The sequence below is a fragment of the Pseudomonas sp. R2-37-08W genome, from assembly GCF_003851705.1.
GTDB lineage: Bacteria > Pseudomonadota > Gammaproteobacteria > Pseudomonadales > Pseudomonadaceae > Aquipseudomonas.
On record NZ_CP027728.1, the window covers coordinates 4,382,334 to 4,399,393 of the forward strand.

At 61.8% G+C, this 17,060-nt stretch carries 12 protein-coding genes; 3 read left to right on the forward strand and 9 right to left on the reverse strand.

The features are described 5' to 3' along the window. Window positions 1–15 precede the first annotated feature (15 nt). Together aruF and C4J93_RS20185 are read right to left on the reverse strand one after the other, a co-directional pair. Window positions 16–1,035 (reverse strand): arginine/ornithine succinyltransferase subunit alpha, encoded by a 1,020-nt coding sequence (gene aruF, locus C4J93_RS20180; protein ID WP_124364050.1) that lies wholly within the window; start codon window positions 1,033–1,035, stop codon window positions 16–18. Window positions 1,036–1,222: 187 nt separating this feature from the next. Then, the gene (locus C4J93_RS20185) at window positions 1,223–2,443 is read right to left on the reverse strand and encodes an aspartate aminotransferase family protein (protein ID WP_124364051.1); all 1,221 of its coding nucleotides are present in this window, start codon (window positions 2,441–2,443) and stop codon (window positions 1,223–1,225) included. Between the two features lie 302 nt (window positions 2,444–2,745). Between C4J93_RS20185 and C4J93_RS20190 the strand changes: the two genes are divergently transcribed. Continuing rightward, window positions 2,746–5,787, forward strand: coding sequence for a dermonecrotic toxin domain-containing protein (locus tag C4J93_RS20190; protein ID WP_124430310.1), 3,042 nt, complete (start codon window positions 2,746–2,748; stop codon window positions 5,785–5,787). Window positions 5,788–5,794: 7 nt separating this feature from the next. Then, entirely contained in the window at window positions 5,795–8,656 is a 2,862-nt protein-coding gene (locus tag C4J93_RS20195) for a hypothetical protein (RefSeq protein ID WP_124430311.1), read from the forward strand. A 9-nt stretch (window positions 8,657–8,665) separates the two neighbouring features. On the opposite strand, the gene argR is transcribed toward C4J93_RS20195, so the two are convergent. From argR to C4J93_RS20225, 6 genes are all read right to left on the reverse strand, one after another. Continuing rightward, window positions 8,666–9,646 (reverse strand): transcriptional regulator ArgR, encoded by a 981-nt coding sequence (gene argR, locus C4J93_RS20200; RefSeq protein ID WP_124371611.1) that lies wholly within the window; start codon window positions 9,644–9,646, stop codon window positions 8,666–8,668. A gap of 207 nt (window positions 9,647–9,853) precedes the next feature. Next, on the reverse strand, window positions 9,854–10,618 hold the full coding sequence (locus C4J93_RS20205; protein ID WP_046069190.1) for an ABC transporter ATP-binding protein: 765 nt from the start codon (window positions 10,616–10,618) through the stop codon (window positions 9,854–9,856). A gap of 27 nt (window positions 10,619–10,645) precedes the next feature. After that, on the reverse strand, window positions 10,646–11,758 hold the full coding sequence (locus C4J93_RS20210; protein WP_124430312.1) for a succinylglutamate desuccinylase/aspartoacylase family protein: 1,113 nt from the start codon (window positions 11,756–11,758) through the stop codon (window positions 10,646–10,648). A 1-nt stretch (window position 11,759) separates the two neighbouring features. Further along, window positions 11,760–12,458: an ABC transporter permease gene (locus C4J93_RS20215; protein ID WP_124371614.1), complete on the reverse strand. Its 699-nt coding sequence runs from the start codon at window positions 12,456–12,458 to the stop codon at window positions 11,760–11,762. Continuing rightward, on the reverse strand, window positions 12,455–13,144 hold the full coding sequence (locus C4J93_RS20220) for an ABC transporter permease (RefSeq protein ID WP_078738713.1): 690 nt from the start codon (window positions 13,142–13,144) through the stop codon (window positions 12,455–12,457). Before C4J93_RS20220 ends, C4J93_RS20215 begins: the two co-directional genes overlap by 4 nt. A gap of 92 nt (window positions 13,145–13,236) precedes the next feature. Then, entirely contained in the window at window positions 13,237–14,022 is a 786-nt protein-coding gene (locus tag C4J93_RS20225; protein ID WP_124430313.1) for an ABC transporter substrate-binding protein, read from the reverse strand. Between the two features lie 42 nt (window positions 14,023–14,064). On the opposite strand from C4J93_RS20225, the gene C4J93_RS20230 reads away from it, so the two are divergent. Continuing rightward, window positions 14,065–14,322, forward strand: coding sequence for a hypothetical protein (locus C4J93_RS20230; protein ID WP_124364057.1), 258 nt, complete (start codon window positions 14,065–14,067; stop codon window positions 14,320–14,322). Window positions 14,323–14,707: 385 nt separating this feature from the next. Here C4J93_RS20230 and acs read toward each other — a convergent pair whose 3' ends face one another. Then, complete coding sequence (gene acs / locus C4J93_RS20235; protein ID WP_124368069.1) at window positions 14,708–16,663, reverse strand: acetate--CoA ligase; 1,956 nt, start codon at window positions 16,661–16,663, stop codon at window positions 14,708–14,710. Window positions 16,664–17,060: the final 397 nt, after the last annotated feature.

The following is a 17,060-nucleotide window of genomic DNA, read 5'->3' on the forward strand; positions in this document are numbered from 1 at the left end:
GTTTTGTACCGGCTCTCACACTGCAACAAGACGCACGCTCGCGCCTTCGCCAACGCCCAGGGCTTCGGCGGCGGCGAGGTCCAGGGTCACCGGTTTGCCAGGCGCGTAGTCCAGCTCCAGCATCACCGCACGGTAATCCTGCAACTGCGCGTTGCTCACCAGGTACTGGCGGCCGACACCCTTGAGCATCTCGCCGATCTTCACCGGCACCACGCGGCTCTGGGCGATCGAGCGGATACCCGAAACCCGCGCGTGCAGCGTTGGGCCGCCGTCGAAGATGTCGATGTAATGGTCGGTTTCGAAGCCCTCGCGCATGAGGATATCGAAGGTGATCTGCGCACGCGGGTGCACCTGGCCCATGGCTTCCTGGGCTTCGTCCGGCAGAAGCGGCACGTAGATCGGGTAATGCGGCATCAGCTCGGCGAGGAACGTACGGCTTTTCAGCCCGCACAGGCGCTCGGCGGCGGCGTAATTGAGGTCGAAGAAGTTGCGACCGATGGCGTCCCAGAACGGCGAATCACCGTTCTCGTCGCTGTAGCCGACGATCTCGGTCACCACTGAATCGGCAAAGCGCTCGGGGTGGCTGGCGACGAACAACAGGCGGCCACGGGAGTTGAGCTCCGACCACGGCGAACCGACCAGCTCAGGCACCACGTAGAAACTGGTGAGCAGGCTGTTACCGGTGAGGTCGTGACACTGGGACAACACATGGATCTTGTTGTGGATCTTCAGCTCGCGGGAGGCGTGCACGAAGGTTTCGTTACGGAAACTGTAGAAGGGCTCCGAGTAGCCGGCCGACGCGACGATGGCCGAACAGCCCGCGAGCTTGCCCGTCTCGGTGTCTTCGAGCACGAAGAAATAGCTTTCTTCACCGTTGAAACTCACCTCGGCCGCGAAGGACGCTTCGCTGGCCGCGATCTTGTCGCTCAGGCGTTCCACATCATCCGGCAAGGAGGTGACACCAATCGGGCTGTCCGCAGCCAGACGCTGTACCTCGCCCAGATCAGCCATTTGCGCGGGGCGCATCACCAGCATGGTGTCACTCCTTAACTCTAGAACTCATAGGAAAAAATACCGGACACGTCAGGCACAACCCATATCCAATGTGGGAGGGGGCTTGCTCCCGATGGCGGTGGTTCAGTACCAGTTGCATCAACTGACCGTCCGCTATCGGGAGCAAGCCCCCTCCCACATTTGATCCGGTCCGGCAGAAAGATGTGTATCAGGCTTGGGTCAGCGTTTTTACGGCACGTTCGAAGCGATCCAGACCTTCGTTGATGTCCGCCTCTTCCACCACCAGGCTCGGCGCGAAACGCACCACGTCCGGGCCGGCTTGCAGGATCATCAGGTTTTCTTTCTCGGCGGCGTTGAACACGTCCTTGGCCTTGCCCTTGAACGCATCGCTCAATACGCAACCGATCAGCAGGCCCATGCCACGCACTTGGGTGAAGATGCCGTACTGCTCGCCGATCTGCTCCAGGCGCGCCTTGAACAGGTCGTGCTTGGCATTCACGCCGGCCAGCACCTCGGGAGTGTTGATCACGTCGATCACCGCTTCAGCCACCGCGCACGCCAGCGGGTTGCCGCCGTAGGTGGTGCCGTGGGTACCGACCACCAAGTGCTTGGCCAGGTCTTCACGGGTGAGCATCGCGGCAATCGGGAAACCGCCGCCCAGGCTCTTGGCGCTGGTGAGGATGTCCGGCACCACGCCGTAGTGTTGGTAAGCAAACAGGTGACCGCTGCGGCCCATGCCGGTTTGCACTTCGTCGAACACCAGCAGCGCGTTGTTCGCGTCGCACAATTCGCGGGCGCCTTGCAGGTAAGCAAGCTCGGCCGGCAGTACGCCGCCTTCGCCCTGGATCGGCTCCAGCACCACGGCGCAGGTCTTGTCCGACACGGCGGCTTTCAAAGCCTCCAGGTCGTTATAAGGAACGTGGGTGATGCCGGTGATTTTAGGCCCGAAACCATCGGAGTACTTGGACTGACCACCGACGTTGACGGTGAACAAGGTACGGCCGTGGAAGCTGTTCAGCGCGGCGATGATCTCGTACTTCTCGCTGCCGAAACGGTCGAACGCCACGCGACGGGCCAGCTTGAAGGCGGCCTCGTTGGCTTCGGCGCCGGAGTTGCAGAAGAACACACGCTCGGCAAACGTGGCGTCGATCAGCTTGTGCGCCAGGCGCAGCGCCGGCTCATTGGTGAACACGTTGGAGACATGCCACAGCTTGTTGGCCTGCTCGGTCAGTGCGCCGACCAGCGCCGGGTGGGCGTGGCCCAATACGTTGACCGCGATACCGCCGGCAAAGTCGATCAGCTCGCGACCGGCCTGGTCCCACACGCGCGAACCTGCGCCACGCACGGGAATGAAGGCGGCAGGCGCGTAGTTAGGCACCATGACCTGGTCGAAATCGGCACGTTGCACCGGGGCTTGCTCAACGGACATCGGAGTCTCCTGAAGAGGAACGCCTGCCTGGAACTGGCGGGCGATGCAGGGATTGTAAGGACAGTTTTCAGTGCAGCCTTGCCGCCAAGCGACAACTTCTTATAGCGCCAACCCGCGTTTTACGCGGGTTTACGCCAATGCGACAAATAGCGTCGCAATGGCGCAGTTTAAACCGTGCGCCCGCTCCGTGCGCAGGGGATCTTCGCAAATTGGCGCGGGCGTGGCGCGCCACGTATTTACCGCCGTCGATCGGGCGTGGACTGGTCTGCTGGATAAACACCTGTACCTCAAGGACCGATCCAATGCGCCAACGCCCCGTCCCCGTCGCACCCGACATCCACCACGCAATTCTCACGCAGGCCATCCCCCACTGGCTGGGGGATGCCGCGCCCGCCAGGCGTTCGGCCCTTGGCGAACACGCGCCGAGTATTCCCGACTGGTACAAGCACGCCTGCGACGCCCAACACGCAGAACTCAAGCGCCTGAACGGCGAAGCCTGGACCCGGCAGAACCAAGTGGACAAGGCCCTGGCCGAGCTCAAGAGCCCGGAGATGTTTGGCGCCGAGTTGCTGCAAGCGGCGCTCAAGCGCCAATATGCGCTGGACCTGGATGTGCGCAGCACCTGGCTGCAACTCTACGTGCCCTTGACCCTCGCCGGGGTTCGCGTCAGGGCCGGGGCTTCGCGCACCTGGAGCGTATCGCTGCTGAAGGCCGCCCTGCACAACTTCGAGCCGGCTGAAGCCGAGCCCGATGCCTACGAGCAGAACTCCGGCTTCAGCACCCAGCCCAATGCCGCCGGACACTTCCAGAGCCTGCCGGCGATTGCAGCGCGCATCAGCGTCGCGCAATTCGCCACCCTGTGCCGCGAACTCGATATCGGTGGTCGCTACCAGCGTTATCTCGAGGATTACCTGGGGCTGGGCAACCCCGTGGCCGAAGCGGTGCTTCAGGCCCGCGTCGAGCAAAGCCAGGCCAGCGCGCTCAAGCTGTCGCTGTACATGGCGCTGCTCAAGGGCGACATCCCGCAGGCCGGGTATGACGCGGTGCACAGCCTGATCAGCCACGCCAGCCAGCGCCCGGCATTGATGGCCCATGAGCTGGTCATCATGTCCAGTCGCCTGGTCGGGATTGTGGTGTTTTCGCCGCACCTGGACTCAAGCCGCGCGGTGGCGCCGGTCATCGCCTATATCCCCGACGACCCGCAGCACCCGATCAAGCAATACCCCAGCGCGCAGGCGTTTATGCAGGCGCTCACGGCACGGCTGCGTTCGACGGACTTTCAACACTTTTTCAGCCGTTTTGTCAGCCATGCCGATATCGGCAGCTTCTTCGCCGACCTCAACCGCCGCCTGAGCGAAGTGACCTGGCACCTCCATACGCCGGGCGACCCGCTGCCGAGCTGGCGCGAGACCGAGGTGGACCGGCCGAAACTGGAGTTTCGTGGCCTGCCCATCAAGCAACCCCTGTTCCAGCACCTGTACCAGATGAAGTTGAGTAAGTTGCGCGATGACGCGAGCAGCCAGGCGGTGTCCACCGCCGCCGTCAACCGCAAGGCCCGTTGGGAGCGCTGGGATCTGGTGCAGAAAATCGGCTCGGCGCTGCTGCAAGTGGCAGCCCTGATTGCCAGCCCTTTTGTTCCACCGCTTGGGCTGCTGATGCTGGGCTACACCGCTTACCAACTGCTGGACGAGGCCTTCGAGGGCGTTATCGACTGGGCTGAAGGCCTGACGCGGGAAGCGTTCGGGCACACTATGGGGTTTGTCGAGCAACTGGTGCAACTGGGCTTGTTTGCCACCGGAATCCCTATCGCCCAAGGCCTGTTGCGCAAGGTACTGCCCGGCGAGTGCCTGGGTTTTCTCAACGGCCTGACCCCCGTGACCACAGCCGAGGGCGGTCAGCGCCTGTGGAAACCCGACCTTGCGCCCTATCGTGTCAAGTTCACACCGCCCAAGACAGTACGTCCCGACCCACAAGGCCTGTACCGCTATAATGGCAAAATCCTGCTGCCCTTGGATGGCGATTACTACAGCCTGCAACAAGACCCCGCCAGCCTGCGCTATTCCCTACGCCATCCCAGCCGCCCAGCCGCCTACGCTCCACGGTTACTGAACAACGGCCAGGGCGCCTGGATAACCGAAATGGAGCGCCCGCTGAACTGGGACAATGCCACCCTGATGCGTCGCCTCGGCTACCGGGCGGACGGGCTCAGCGACGCCCGCCTGCGCCAGGCACATAGCGTCAGCGGCACCCACGACAATGCCTTGCGCAAGATGCACATGCGCCAGCAAACGCTCCCCCCGCTGCTGGCCGACACCCTCAAGCGCTTCAAGATTGACCAGGCGCTGCAAGACTTCATCACGCAAATGAACAGCGATGACCCCGGAATTTACCGGCAGGCCGATATCCAGACTCAGTTGCAGGTACTGACCAGCAACGGCCTATGGCCGGTATCCAGGACACTGCGTCTTGTCGACTCCAACGGCAATACCCAGTGGGAGTTCGCCGGGCAATCCGGTGCGCACGTGGTGCAGGTGCGCGAAAGCCAGCTGAAAAACGGTGAATTGCTGCGCATCCTGATCGACAGCCTGGATGAACCCGAGCGCAAGCTGCTGCTGGAGGAACCCGCCGACCTGCCCGCCCGCACACTCACCTGCGCGCCGGCGCCCTGCGCAAAAAAATCGCCCGGCTTGCCCACGACAAACGCTTCAACCTGTTCGACTCCCGCTACCGCAGCGAAGAACGCAGCCCCATTGCCTCGCTGCAAAAAATCATTGATGCCGCCCCGGAACGCGGGCTGCCCACCAGCGTGGCCGAGGAACTGCTGGCCAGTGCCAGCGGCGCGGAGTGGCGGGCCATTGACCTCGGCAAGGTGCCCGCCCGTATCGTCGAGCAGGCCGCCTCGGCCCAGTTGGAGGTACGCACCACCCGTGCTTACGAAGGGTTGTACCTGGACGCCGTCGACAACCCGGACACCTATCTGCTGGTCCTGCAGTCCCTTGAACGCCTGCCCGGATGGTCGACCGACCTGCGCCTGGAACTGCGCGAGTACCACGCCAACGGCCCACTGCTGCAAGCCATCGGCGCCGAAGGCGCCACACTCAAGAGGACCCTGGTGCGCACCGAAACGGGCCACTACACCCCGGTCGATGAAACGGGGCCGGTGTTCGCCGACACCGATTTCTACACCGCCATCCTCCAGGCTATCCCGGACAGCCAGCGCGACGCCCTGGACATCCATATCGGCCAGGGCGAACGCCTGCGCCAGGCGGTTGCCGAACATGTACTGGACCGCGAGCAATTGCGCGCCCTGCTCGGCAAGGACACCTATCGCGACCCCCCTATGATCCCGAAGTGATGCGCCTGCGTGGCGGCATGGAAGGCTACCAGGCCGCCGGACCGTCACAGGCGCAGCTCTCCCTCGAGCAGCGCGCCCACCACCTGCTGCCTCGGCTCAACCGCGAGCAGATCAGCGAACTGGTGCAAACCCTGGAAGACCGACCGGGCGGCGCCCTGCCCAGCCTGATCACGCTGCAGGCCGAGTACGACAAAATGGACACCGACCTTGCCGTGTGGGAGCATGCGACGCCGCCGTTCCACCCCATTACCGAGGCACCACTGACGACCCAGGAGTATCAATACGCCCGCCGCGATCGCGGGCTGTGGGCCGAAGAAATCAGGCGTAGCTGGCGTCAGGAAACCGAGATTGATGAGTTTCACGAACAGCCGGCTCTCAGCGGCCATAAGCTGCAATTGACGATGCCCATCTACGGCGAACTGCCGGTACTCACCGCGCATTTCGAGCACATCACCCTGCTGGAGTTGAGCGGTGCGCACACCCCGCTGGAGGTGGACAGATTTGTGCAAATGTTTCAACGCCTGCGTCACTTGACCATCAGCAAATTTTCCCTCGGCCGCCTTGCGCCGAGCATCACCCGACTGCCCGCCCTCAACACCCTGATCCTGAGCGACTGCAACATTATCTTGAGCGAAGAAAGCCGTGCAGTCCTCGGCGGCATGACCCGCCTGGTGACCCTGGACCTGTACAACAACCCGCTGGGCCTGACCCCCAGCGTCGCCAATATGCCCCGGCTGCAGCACCTGGATTTAAGCTATACCGGCATTCGCGAGCTGCCGCCGGGCATGCTCGACCGCCCGCAGCTGGAACTGGCGGTGCTGTCGAACAACCAGATCGGCGAGCTGCCGGCAGCGCTCTTCGATTTGCCGGTGGCCACAAGCCGCAAGTTCGACCTCAGCGCCAACCCGCTCTCGCGGGCGACCCTGCAGCGCGTCAAGGCTTACTATCAAAGGACCACAGGCCGCTGGGATATCGATGCGCCCAGTGCGGACATCGAGCAGGCCAAACGCCTGTTCCCCACCCTGAGCGACGATGACATCAATCAGCTCATTTTTGATGTTCCAGGTGACCTCGACGCCACCCAGGCCGCGCTGGAGCAGCTTGGCGCCGATTACCGCAGCATTCGCCAGGACCTGAGTCCCTGGGCCGAAGACCCGCTGGCCTCGGTCCAGGCGCGCGCCGCCCGCGCACGGTTGGTGGACACCCTCGAGGCTGTCTGGCGCCGGGAAGCCGAGCAGGATGAGCAGGCCCAGGGCGATCAGCCATGCTTCACACTCAGGCTGACGCACCCCGTCAGCGGCGAGCTTCCCGCCCTGAGCCGGCCACTCAAGCAGGTCTCATCCCTGCTGCTGAGCGGCGATGGTTCCGACCTGCTGTTGGGGGCGTTCCTGCGCAGTTTTCCCAACCTGGAACGGCTGTCCGTTGAGCACTATGCCCTCAATCACTTTCCCAAGACCTTGCCGCACTTGCTGCGATTGACCCACCTGCGCCTGGACGACTGCGGCCTCACCCTCAACCCCGTCAGCACCCAGGTGCTGTCCGGCATGGTTCACCTCAAGCACCTGGACTTGGCGAACAACCGCCTGAGCTGGATGCCGGACTTCAACCGCCTGAGCAACCTCGCCAGCCTGTCGCTCAGTAACACAGGCCTGCGCGAAATTCCGCCGGCGCTGCTCTCCGGCAGTGTTTATCGAACACGGGTCGACCTGAGCCACAACGTCATCGAGGACATTCCCGATCAGGGGTTTGCATTGCCCGCCGTCTTCGGCGCGTCGTTCGACCTGGCGGGCAACCCGTTGTCGCGGCAAACATTGGCGCGTATCAAGACCTACTGCCAGGCCAGCGGCGAACACTGGAACGTCGAGGCGCCCCCAGTGCACGTGCAGCAGCTCCAGGCACTGTACCCAAGCCTGGGCGCCCGCGAAATCAACCGCCTGTATTTTCAGTTGCCCGGCGACCTGGACGCCGCCGCGCTTGAAATCACGCGCCGGGGCGTCGAATACCGCCAGTTGCAGCGCCAGTTGCTGGCCTGGGCCACGGACATCCCGCAACGGGATCCGCTGCTCGACACGGTGCTGGACGAAGACACCCGCGCACGTGAACAACTGCGCCGACTGGCCTTCAAAAGCCTGCTCGAACGTTGCTGGCGCCGGGAGGGCGAACTGGACGACTCCAGCGTGTTTATCCGACGCAGCTTCAAGCTGGTGTTCGAGGGGCAACTGTTGGGGGACATGCCGACGCTGACCGCGCGCTTCGACCACGTCACCCTGCTGGAAATCATCGGCGACGGCACCAATCAACAGGTCGACGGGTTGCTCAGGTGTTTTCCCAACCTGATCAACCTGACCATCGAGAACCACACGCTGGGCGACCTGCCCGCCTCGTTGTTGCACCTGGGACGCCTGCGCTACCTGAAGCTGGCGCAAAACCACATCCGCTTGACGCCCGCCGCCAATGAGCTGCTGTCGGGCCTGGTCCAGCTGGAATACCTGGACCTGAGCAACAACCCCCTGACCCTGACGCCTGACCTGCGTCATTTCCGGCGGTTGGTATCGGTTTACCTGCACAGCTGTGAGCTGACAAACGTACCGGAAGGGATCTTCAGCCTGCGCCGCCTGCGGGTCGTGGACCTGAGCGACAACCAGATCATGGAGCTGCCCAGCGACCTGTTGGAAATGCCCATGCCGCTGGATGACGACTCTGATTTGAGCGGCAATCCGTTGTCTGCGCAAAGCCTGGAACTGCTGCGCAGTTACTACCGCCAGACGGGCTACGAATTAGGCGTGGAAGACGCGATGTTCGACGGCGCCGGCGTTCCCCTGTCGGCGCCCGGCACGCCCCAGCCGATGGAGGAATAACGGCGCGACTCAACCGCGCTCGGACGGCACCGACGACAGTTCGAACGGGCTGCTGCTGCGCCGCTGGTTGCGGTCTTCACGCGGGGTGGCGCCGAAGAAGTTGCGGTAGGCGCTGGAGAAATGCGGCCCCGAGGAGAAGCCGCAGGACAGGCCGATCTGGATGATCGACTTGCTGGTCTGCATGAGCATCTGGCGCGCCTTGTTCAGGCGCAGCTCCAGGTAGTACTGGCTGGGGACGCGATTGAGGTACTGCTTGAAGATCCGCTCCAGTTGTCGTCGCGACACACACACGTGCTGGGCGATTTCATCGGTGGTCAGCGGCTCCTCGATATTGGCTTCCATCAGCAACACCGCCTGGGTCAGCTTCGGATGGCTGGAGCCCAGGCGGTTTTGCAGCGGAATGCGCTGGCGCTCGCCGCCTTCGCGGATGCGCTCCACCACCAATTCCTCGGAAACGGCGCCGGCCAGTTCGGCGCCGTGGTCACGGGCCAGCACCGCCAGCAGCAGGTCGAGTACCGACATGCCACCGCAGGCGGTCAGGCGGTCGCGATCCCAGTCGAACAGATGGCTGGTGGCGATGACCTTGGGGAAACGCTCGGCAAAATCATCCTGCCAACGCCAGTGCACGGCGGCGCGGTAGCCGTCGAGCAGGCCGAGCTGGGCTAACGGGTAGACACCGGCCGACAAACCGCCGATCACACAACCGGCGCGCACCAGTTGCTTGAGGGCGGAGCTCAGTTGCGAAGCGATAACGGTGGGCGGCTCGTCGGCCAGCAGGAACAGTTTCTGAAAGCCTTCCAGCTTACCGGCCCACGGTTCGCCCGGCAGTTGCCAGGCGCCTTCGGTGGCCGGCTCTGCGAGCAAAAACGACAGCTCGTAGACCACGTCCGGATGCACCCGCTGAGCAACGCGCAAGGCCTCCTCAGCCAGCGCAAGCGTGAGGGCTTTTGTGCTGGGCCAAATCAGGAAACCAATTTTATGGGCGGTCATGGAAGGCTATCCGAAGCGAGTAACGGTAATGAAGACAAAGGCCAATGCTAGCCCGTAAGTGAATAGAAATCTCAAAACGATGAAGATCCCAATGTGGGAGGGGGCTTGCTCCCGATAGCGGCGGATCAGTCAGCAAATGTGTATCTGATGTACCGCTATCGGGAGCAAGCCCCCTCCCACAGGGTGCAGCGTCTCCAGTGAAGTGGGTTATTTCAAGCTGCCGGAGAGGAACTGCTGAAGGCGCACAGACTGCGGATTCACCAGCACTTCACGCGGATTGCCGCGCTCTTCGACGATGCCTTTGTGCAAGAACACCAACTGGTTCGACACTTCACGGGCAAAGCCCATTTCGTGGGTCACCACCACCATGGTGCGACCTTCCTGGGCCAGGTCCTGCATCACCTTGAGCACTTCGCCGACCAGTTCCGGGTCGAGCGCCGAGGTGGGTTCGTCGAACAGCATCACCTCCGGCTCCATCGCCAGGGCACGGGCGATCGCCACGCGCTGCTGCTCGCCGCCGGACATGTGGCCGGGGAACGCGTCCTTGCGATGGCCCACGCCAACCTTGGCCAGATAATGCTCGGCCTTTTCACGGGCGTCTTTTTTCGACATGCCCAGCACGTGCACCGGCGCTTCCATCACGTTTTCCAGCGCGGTCATGTGCGACCACAGGTTGAAATGCTGGAACACCATGGACAGGCGCGAACGCATGCGTTGCAGTTGTTTAGGGTCGGCGGCCTTCATGGCGCCATCTTTGTTCGCGACCAGTTTCAGCTCTTCGTTATTGAGCAGAATCTTGCCGGCGTGAGGTTGCTCCAGCAGGTTGATACAGCGCAAAAAGGTACTTTTGCCCGAACCGCTGGAGCCGATGATGCTGATCACATCACCGGCAGCGGCGGCCAGGGACACGCCTTTGAGCACTTCATGACTGCCATAGCGTTTATGCAGGTCTTGGACTTCAAGTTTGTACATGCGGTCGGTTCTCACAAAAACAGGTGGTCAGTCGTTGAGCAAGCGCCCGTGACGCAGCGCTTCGCGCCCCGCCACCTTGGCCAGCCAGAAACCCGCTTGGGCATAACGCAGCCGTTCAACGGCGAACAACACCCCGGACGTGCCCGCGCAGACAATGCTGACGCGGTCGGTCAGAGGATCAATCACTTCAAAAATCGGTTCGCCGGTTTCAACCCAGTCACCGGCTTTACGCAGATAACTGATCACCCCGGCGTGGGGTGCGAACAGCAGCTCGGTGCCTTCGAAGGGCATGCCTTCACACGCCTCGTGCTGCGGCGCGGGCCATTCGCCCTTGATCAAGCCTTGTTCGGCGAGGAACGCCAGGATGCCCTCGGCGTGGAAGATCGCCTCGTCGCGGCCGGTGTCGGCCTGGCCGCCCAACTCCAGGGTTGTCGCCAGACAGGCCAGCGCAATCTGCGCCTCGGGGAACGCCCGGGACAAACGCAGCCACGGCAACGAACACGCTTCGTCAAACGAACTGCCGCCGGAATCTTCCGCCAGCAGGCCGACCTTCACATTCAAATGCGCCGACAGCGAACGCCACTGCGGCCAGTGCTGGGGCAGCGCATACATGTGCAGCGCGGCTTCGGCGTCGCAATGCAGGTCGAGGACGATGTCGGCGGTGCAGGCATGGCTCAGCAGAATGCGCTGCATGCCTTGCAACTGGCTGCTCGGCGGCGGCAAGGCGCTGAGCACGTCGCTCATGGCCTGGCGGATCAGGCGCACATTGGCGTGGGGGTCATCGCCCAGCTTGCCGTGCAGACGCTCGGCGACGGGCACGCTCAACTCGACGAAATCGCGGTTGAAATTCTTGCCGCTGCCAATCTCGAAACGCCCCTGGTGGCTGCCTTGCAGCAATTGGCCCAGGCCCATCGGGTTGGCGACTGGCACCAACTCGATCACGCCATTGAGCGCCCCTTGGCGTTCCAGGGCGGTAAGGCGTTTTTTCAACTCCCAGGCGGCGCGCATGCCGGGCAACTCATCGGCGTGCAGGCTGGCCTGGATGTAGGCCTTGCGCTCGCCACTGCCGAAACGGAACACACTCAGCTGGCGCTCACAACCCAGGTGGCCCCAGGGCAACAGGTGATCGATACGTTCCATATCAATGCTTCCGTGGCGCCAGGTAGCTCAGCCAGCGGCGCTCGGCCAACTTGAACAGGCGCACCAGGATGAACGTCAGGCACAGGTAGAACGCGCCAGCGGTGATATAGGCTTCGAACGGCAGGTAGTACTGGGCATTCACCGTGCGCGCGGCACCGGTGATGTCGATCAAGGTGACGATGGAGGCCAGGCTGGTGGTCTGCAGCATCATGATCACTTCGTTGCTGTACTGCGGCAGCGCGCGGCGCAGGGCCGAGGGCAGCAGGATGCGGCGGTACAGCTTGTAGCGCGACATGCCCATGGCCTTGGCCGCTTCGATCTCGCCATTGGGCGTGGCCTTGAGGCTGCCGGCGATGATCTCGGCGGTGTAGGCGCTGGTGTTGATCGCGAACGCCAGGCACGCGCAGAAGGTGGCGCTGGACAGCAACGGCCACAGGAAGCTTTCCCGCACGGCCTCGAACTGGGCCAAGCCGTAGTAGATCAAAAACAGCTGCACCAGCATCGGTGTGCCGCGGATCACATAGGTGTAGAGCCATGCCACGCCGTTGACGATCGGCTGTTTGGACACGCGCATCAAGCCCAGGGGCAAGGCGGCGAGCAAGCCGAAGAACAGCGAAATGGCGAGCAGTTTCAGGGTGGTCAGCAAGCCGCCAAGGTACAGCGGCATGGCCTCCCAGATGACGTTGTAGTCGAAGATCATAGATCAGCCGCCCTTACGCCTACCGAGTAGCGCTTCTCAAGATAGCGCAGGGCCAGCAACGACACGCTGGTGATCACCAGGTACATCGCCGCCACTGCGAGGAAGAAGGTAAAAGGCTCGCGGGTGGCGTCGGCCGCCTGCTTGGCCTTGAACATCATGTCTTGCAGGCCCACCACTGAAATCAGCGCGGTGGCCTTGGTGAGTACCAGCCAGTTATTGGTGAAACCGGGGATCGCCAGCCGGATCATCTGCGGCACCATCACCCGGAAAAACACCTGGAAGCTACTCATGCCATACGCCAGGCCGGCTTCCGCCTGACCCTTGGGAATGGCCATGAAGGCGCCGCGGAAGGTTTCCGACAGGTAGGCGCCAAAGATGAAACCCAGGGTGCCGATACCGGCGGCCAGGGGGTTCAGGTCAATATAGTCGTCAAAGCCGAGCATCGGCGCGACGCGGTTAAGCAAGTCCTGGCCACCGTAGAAAATCAGCAGGATCAGCACCAGGTCGGGGATCCCGCGGATCACCGTGGAGTACAGGTCGCCCAGCCACGCCAGCCAGCGCACCGGCGACAGGCGCAACGCGACCCCGATCAGCCCCAGAACAATGGCCAGGGCCATGGACGACAAGGCGAGCTGAAGCGTCAACCATGCGCCATCGAGGATGACGGCCCCGTAGCCTTTCAACATGATTCAGGTCCTCGAAAAGGGGGATGAAAAAATGGCGCAAACTTCAGAGTGTTCTGTTGCTTGCGCCATTTCGGACAGACAGCTGCGACTATTTACTTGGCATCAGCGCCGTAAATATCGAAGTCGAAGTACTTGTCCTGGATCTTCTTGTATTCGCCGTTGGCGCGGATCGCGGCAATAGCGGCGTTGATGCGCTCCAGGTTTTCCTTGTCGCCTTTGCGAACCGCGATGCCTACGCCGTCGCCGAAGTATTTGACGTCGGTGAACGCGGGACCTGTGAACGCGTAGCCTTTGCCGGCGTCGGTTTTCAGGAAACCGTCCTGCAGCAGGGTGGCGTCGGCCACGGTGCCGTCGAGGCGACCGGCTTGCACGTCCAGGTAGATTTCGTTCTGGGTGCCGTAAGGAACGATGGTCGCGCCCTTCGGAGCCAGGACTTCCTTGGCGAAACGGTCATGGATCGAACCGCGCTGCACGCCGATCTTCTTGCTTTTCAATTCATCCAGGCTGTCGCTGACGGCAGTGCCTTCCTTCATCACCAGGCGAGCTGGGGTCAGGTAGTAGCGGGTGGTGAAGTCCACGGACTTCTTGCGGTCTTCAGTAATGGACATGGATGACAGGATCGCGTCGATCTTGCGCACTTTCAGCGCCGGGATCAAACCGTCGAATTCCTGCTCGACCCACGTGCACTTCACGTCCATCTGCTTGCACAGGGCATTGCCGATGTCGTAGTCAAAACCGACGATGCTGCCATCCGGCGCCTTCGAGGCAAACGGAGGGTAAGCGGCTTCGATACCAATTTTCAGCGGTTTGCCTTCAGCGAAAGCCTGCATGGACAGCACGGACAGCGCCAGGGCGCCCAACAGCACGAGTTTCTTCATCTTGGGACTCCATCGGTATAGGGCAAAACAGCAGTATGAGCCATGGCCCACGATGCGGCGAAGGTGAAACCGAAAGCGGTGCAGCGTCCTGCGCCAGTGCGTGCCAGCGACGACGAGCGAGTGATCGGCATTCTAACGACAGGCTGGAAGCCGATATTTCCTCAATGCGACAACAATTTACAGAAGCACCGAGAAAGCGGTTCCAACTCATTGACAGCCTCTGAATTTTATGCAGAGACAAAAGATATTAAACCAGCTGATGCTGCAAATTGCGGGCCTATTATTCGCAAACCCTTCTAGCACGGCAAGTGTGGCGTTTAATCTTATTTCAAAGGGTGTCTAAAACGCGGTTTTCCTGGGCGCGAGCGTAGCCGTTTGCCTCATGCCTGGGCGCGGGGTTACACATTTGCGTTAACCGGTAACATTCAGAAACGTCCTACTGTGAAAACCGATATTTATTTGTCAGCTGGCTATGCAGGCAGCAGCTGTACAGGCCTTGAAATGCAATCCAAATGTGGGAGGGGGCTTGCTCCCGATAGCGGCAGGTCAGTGACAGCTGTATCAACTGACCCAACGCTATCGGGAGCAAGCCCCCTCCCACAATAGAGCTTCAGTGGTCTCGAGAGCCCACAAAAAAGCCCCACCCGGCTCACACCGAATGGGGCTCTTTCCCACCAACCCCGCCTTACGCGACGTTCATGGTCTTGTGCGTCTCGATCAAATGCGCCACCACCCCTGGGTCGGCCAGGGTGGAGATATCCCCCAACCCGTCATACTCAGCCGTGGCAATCTTGCGCAGAATCCGCCGCATGATTTTCCCCGAACGCGTCTTCGGCAAGCCCGGCGCCCACTGGATCACGTCCGGTGAGGCAATCGGGCCGATTTCCTTGCGCACCCAGTTTTTCAGCTCCAGGCGCAATTGTTCGGTCGGCTCTTCGCCACCGATCAAAGTGACATAGACATAAATGCCCTGCCCCTTGATGTCATGCGGCACGCCGACCACCGCCGCTTCCGCGACTTTCGGGTGTGCCACCATCGCGCTTTCGATCTCGGCCGTGCCCATGCGGTGGCCCGACACGTTCAACACGTCGTCCACACGCCCGGTGATCCAGTAGTAGCCGTCCTCGTCGCGCCGCGCACCGTCGCCGGTGAAATACATGCCACGGAAGGTCTTGAAGTAGGTATCGACGAAACGGTCATGATCGCCAAACAGCGTACGCGCCTGGCCCGGCCACGAATCGAGGATCACCAGGTTGCCCTCGGCAGCGCCTTCGATCAGGTTGCCGAGGTTGTCCACCAACGCCGGCACCACACCGAAGAACGGCCGCGCCGCTGAACCCGGCTTGAGCGCATGGGCGCCCGGCAGCGGGCTCATCATGTTGCCGCCGGTTTCGGTCTGCCACCAGGTGTCGACAATCGGGCAACGGGATTGGCCGACATTCTTGTAGTACCAGTCCCAGGCTTCCGGGTTGATCGGCTCGCCTACCGAGCCCAACAGGCGCAGGCTGCTGCCATCGGCGCCTTCAACGGCGGCGGTGCCCGATGCCATCATGGCGCGGATCGCGGTGGGTGCGGTATAGAGGATATTGACCTTGTGCTTGTCGACGATTTTCGCCACCCGGGTGATGTCCGGATAGTTCGGCACACCTTCGAACAGCAAGGTGGTCGCGCCATTCGCCAGCGGGCCGTAGACAATATAAGTGTGGCCGGTGACCCAGCCCACGTCGGCGGTGCACCAGTAGATTTCGCCTGGGCGGTAGTCGAACACGCGCTCATGGGTCAGGGCCGCATACAGCAGGTAGCCGCCGGTGGTGTGTTGCACACCCTTCGGCTTGCCGGTGGAACCGGAGGTGTAGAGGATGAACAGCGCTTCTTCGGCGCCCATCTCTTTGGGCGCACACACGGTGCCCGCCACTTTCATCAGGTCTTCGTACCAGATGTCGCGATGCTGGTTCCACTTGATCGTGCCATTGGTGCGCTTGCACACGATGACCTTCTGGATGCTGCTGGTTTCCGGGTTGGTCAGTGCGTCATCGACGTTGGCCTTCAGCGGAATCTTCTTACCGGCGCGAATGCCTTCGTCGGCAGTGATCACCACCTTCGACTTACAGTCGATGATGCGACCGGCCAGGGCTTCCGGCGAGAAACCGCCGAACACCACGGAATGAATCGCACCGATGCGGGTACAGGCCAGCATGGCGACCACGGCTTCGGGGATCATCGGCATATAGATAGTCACCACGTCGCCGCGATGCACGTCCTGGCCGCGCAGGGCGTTGGCAAACTTGCAGACTTGTTCATGCAGCTCGCGGTACGTGATGTTGCGGCTCTCGGCAGGGTCATCGCCCTCCCAGATGATCGCGATCTGGTCGCCACGCTCGGCGAGGTGACGGTCCAGGCAGTTGTAGGAAACGTTCAGGGTGCCATCGGCGAACCACTTGATGTCGACATGGTGATCGTCGAACGACGTCTGCTTCACCGTGGTGAAAGGCTTGATCCAGTCAAGACGCTTGGCTTGCTCGCGCCAGAAACCATCGGGATTGACCACCGATTGCTGGTACATCGCCTTGTAGGTCGCCTCGTCGGTCAGCGTGTTGGCTGCTACTTCGGGGCGAACGGGGTACAGGGAAGCCGCACTCATCTTTCTTACCTCGGTGACATAGTTGTTGTTGTATGGCCCCTGTTGTAGCCGGGGTGGGCCTATAGAACCATTCGACGATGGTAGTAACAAGACCCTACAAATTACCCAGCTATGCCCGGCTGCCGCTCTGGCCCGCGCCCCGTGGCGCTTCGCGGGATTCTGAAAAAACCTTCATCAGGGGATTGTTACAAAAACTGCCAAAAGTGTTTATCAAAACCACGGGTATATGAATATAAGCCGCAGGCCTAGAATCAACCCCGTCAACACGACACCGAGATTAACACCGCAACAGCCCCCACGAAGGCAACGTTAATCCGAACTTCCCAACTCTCAAGTTACACACGCGGCCTCACAAGGGCCCCGTGACCCCTTTCGCCCTGAAGAAGGTAAATAGAGA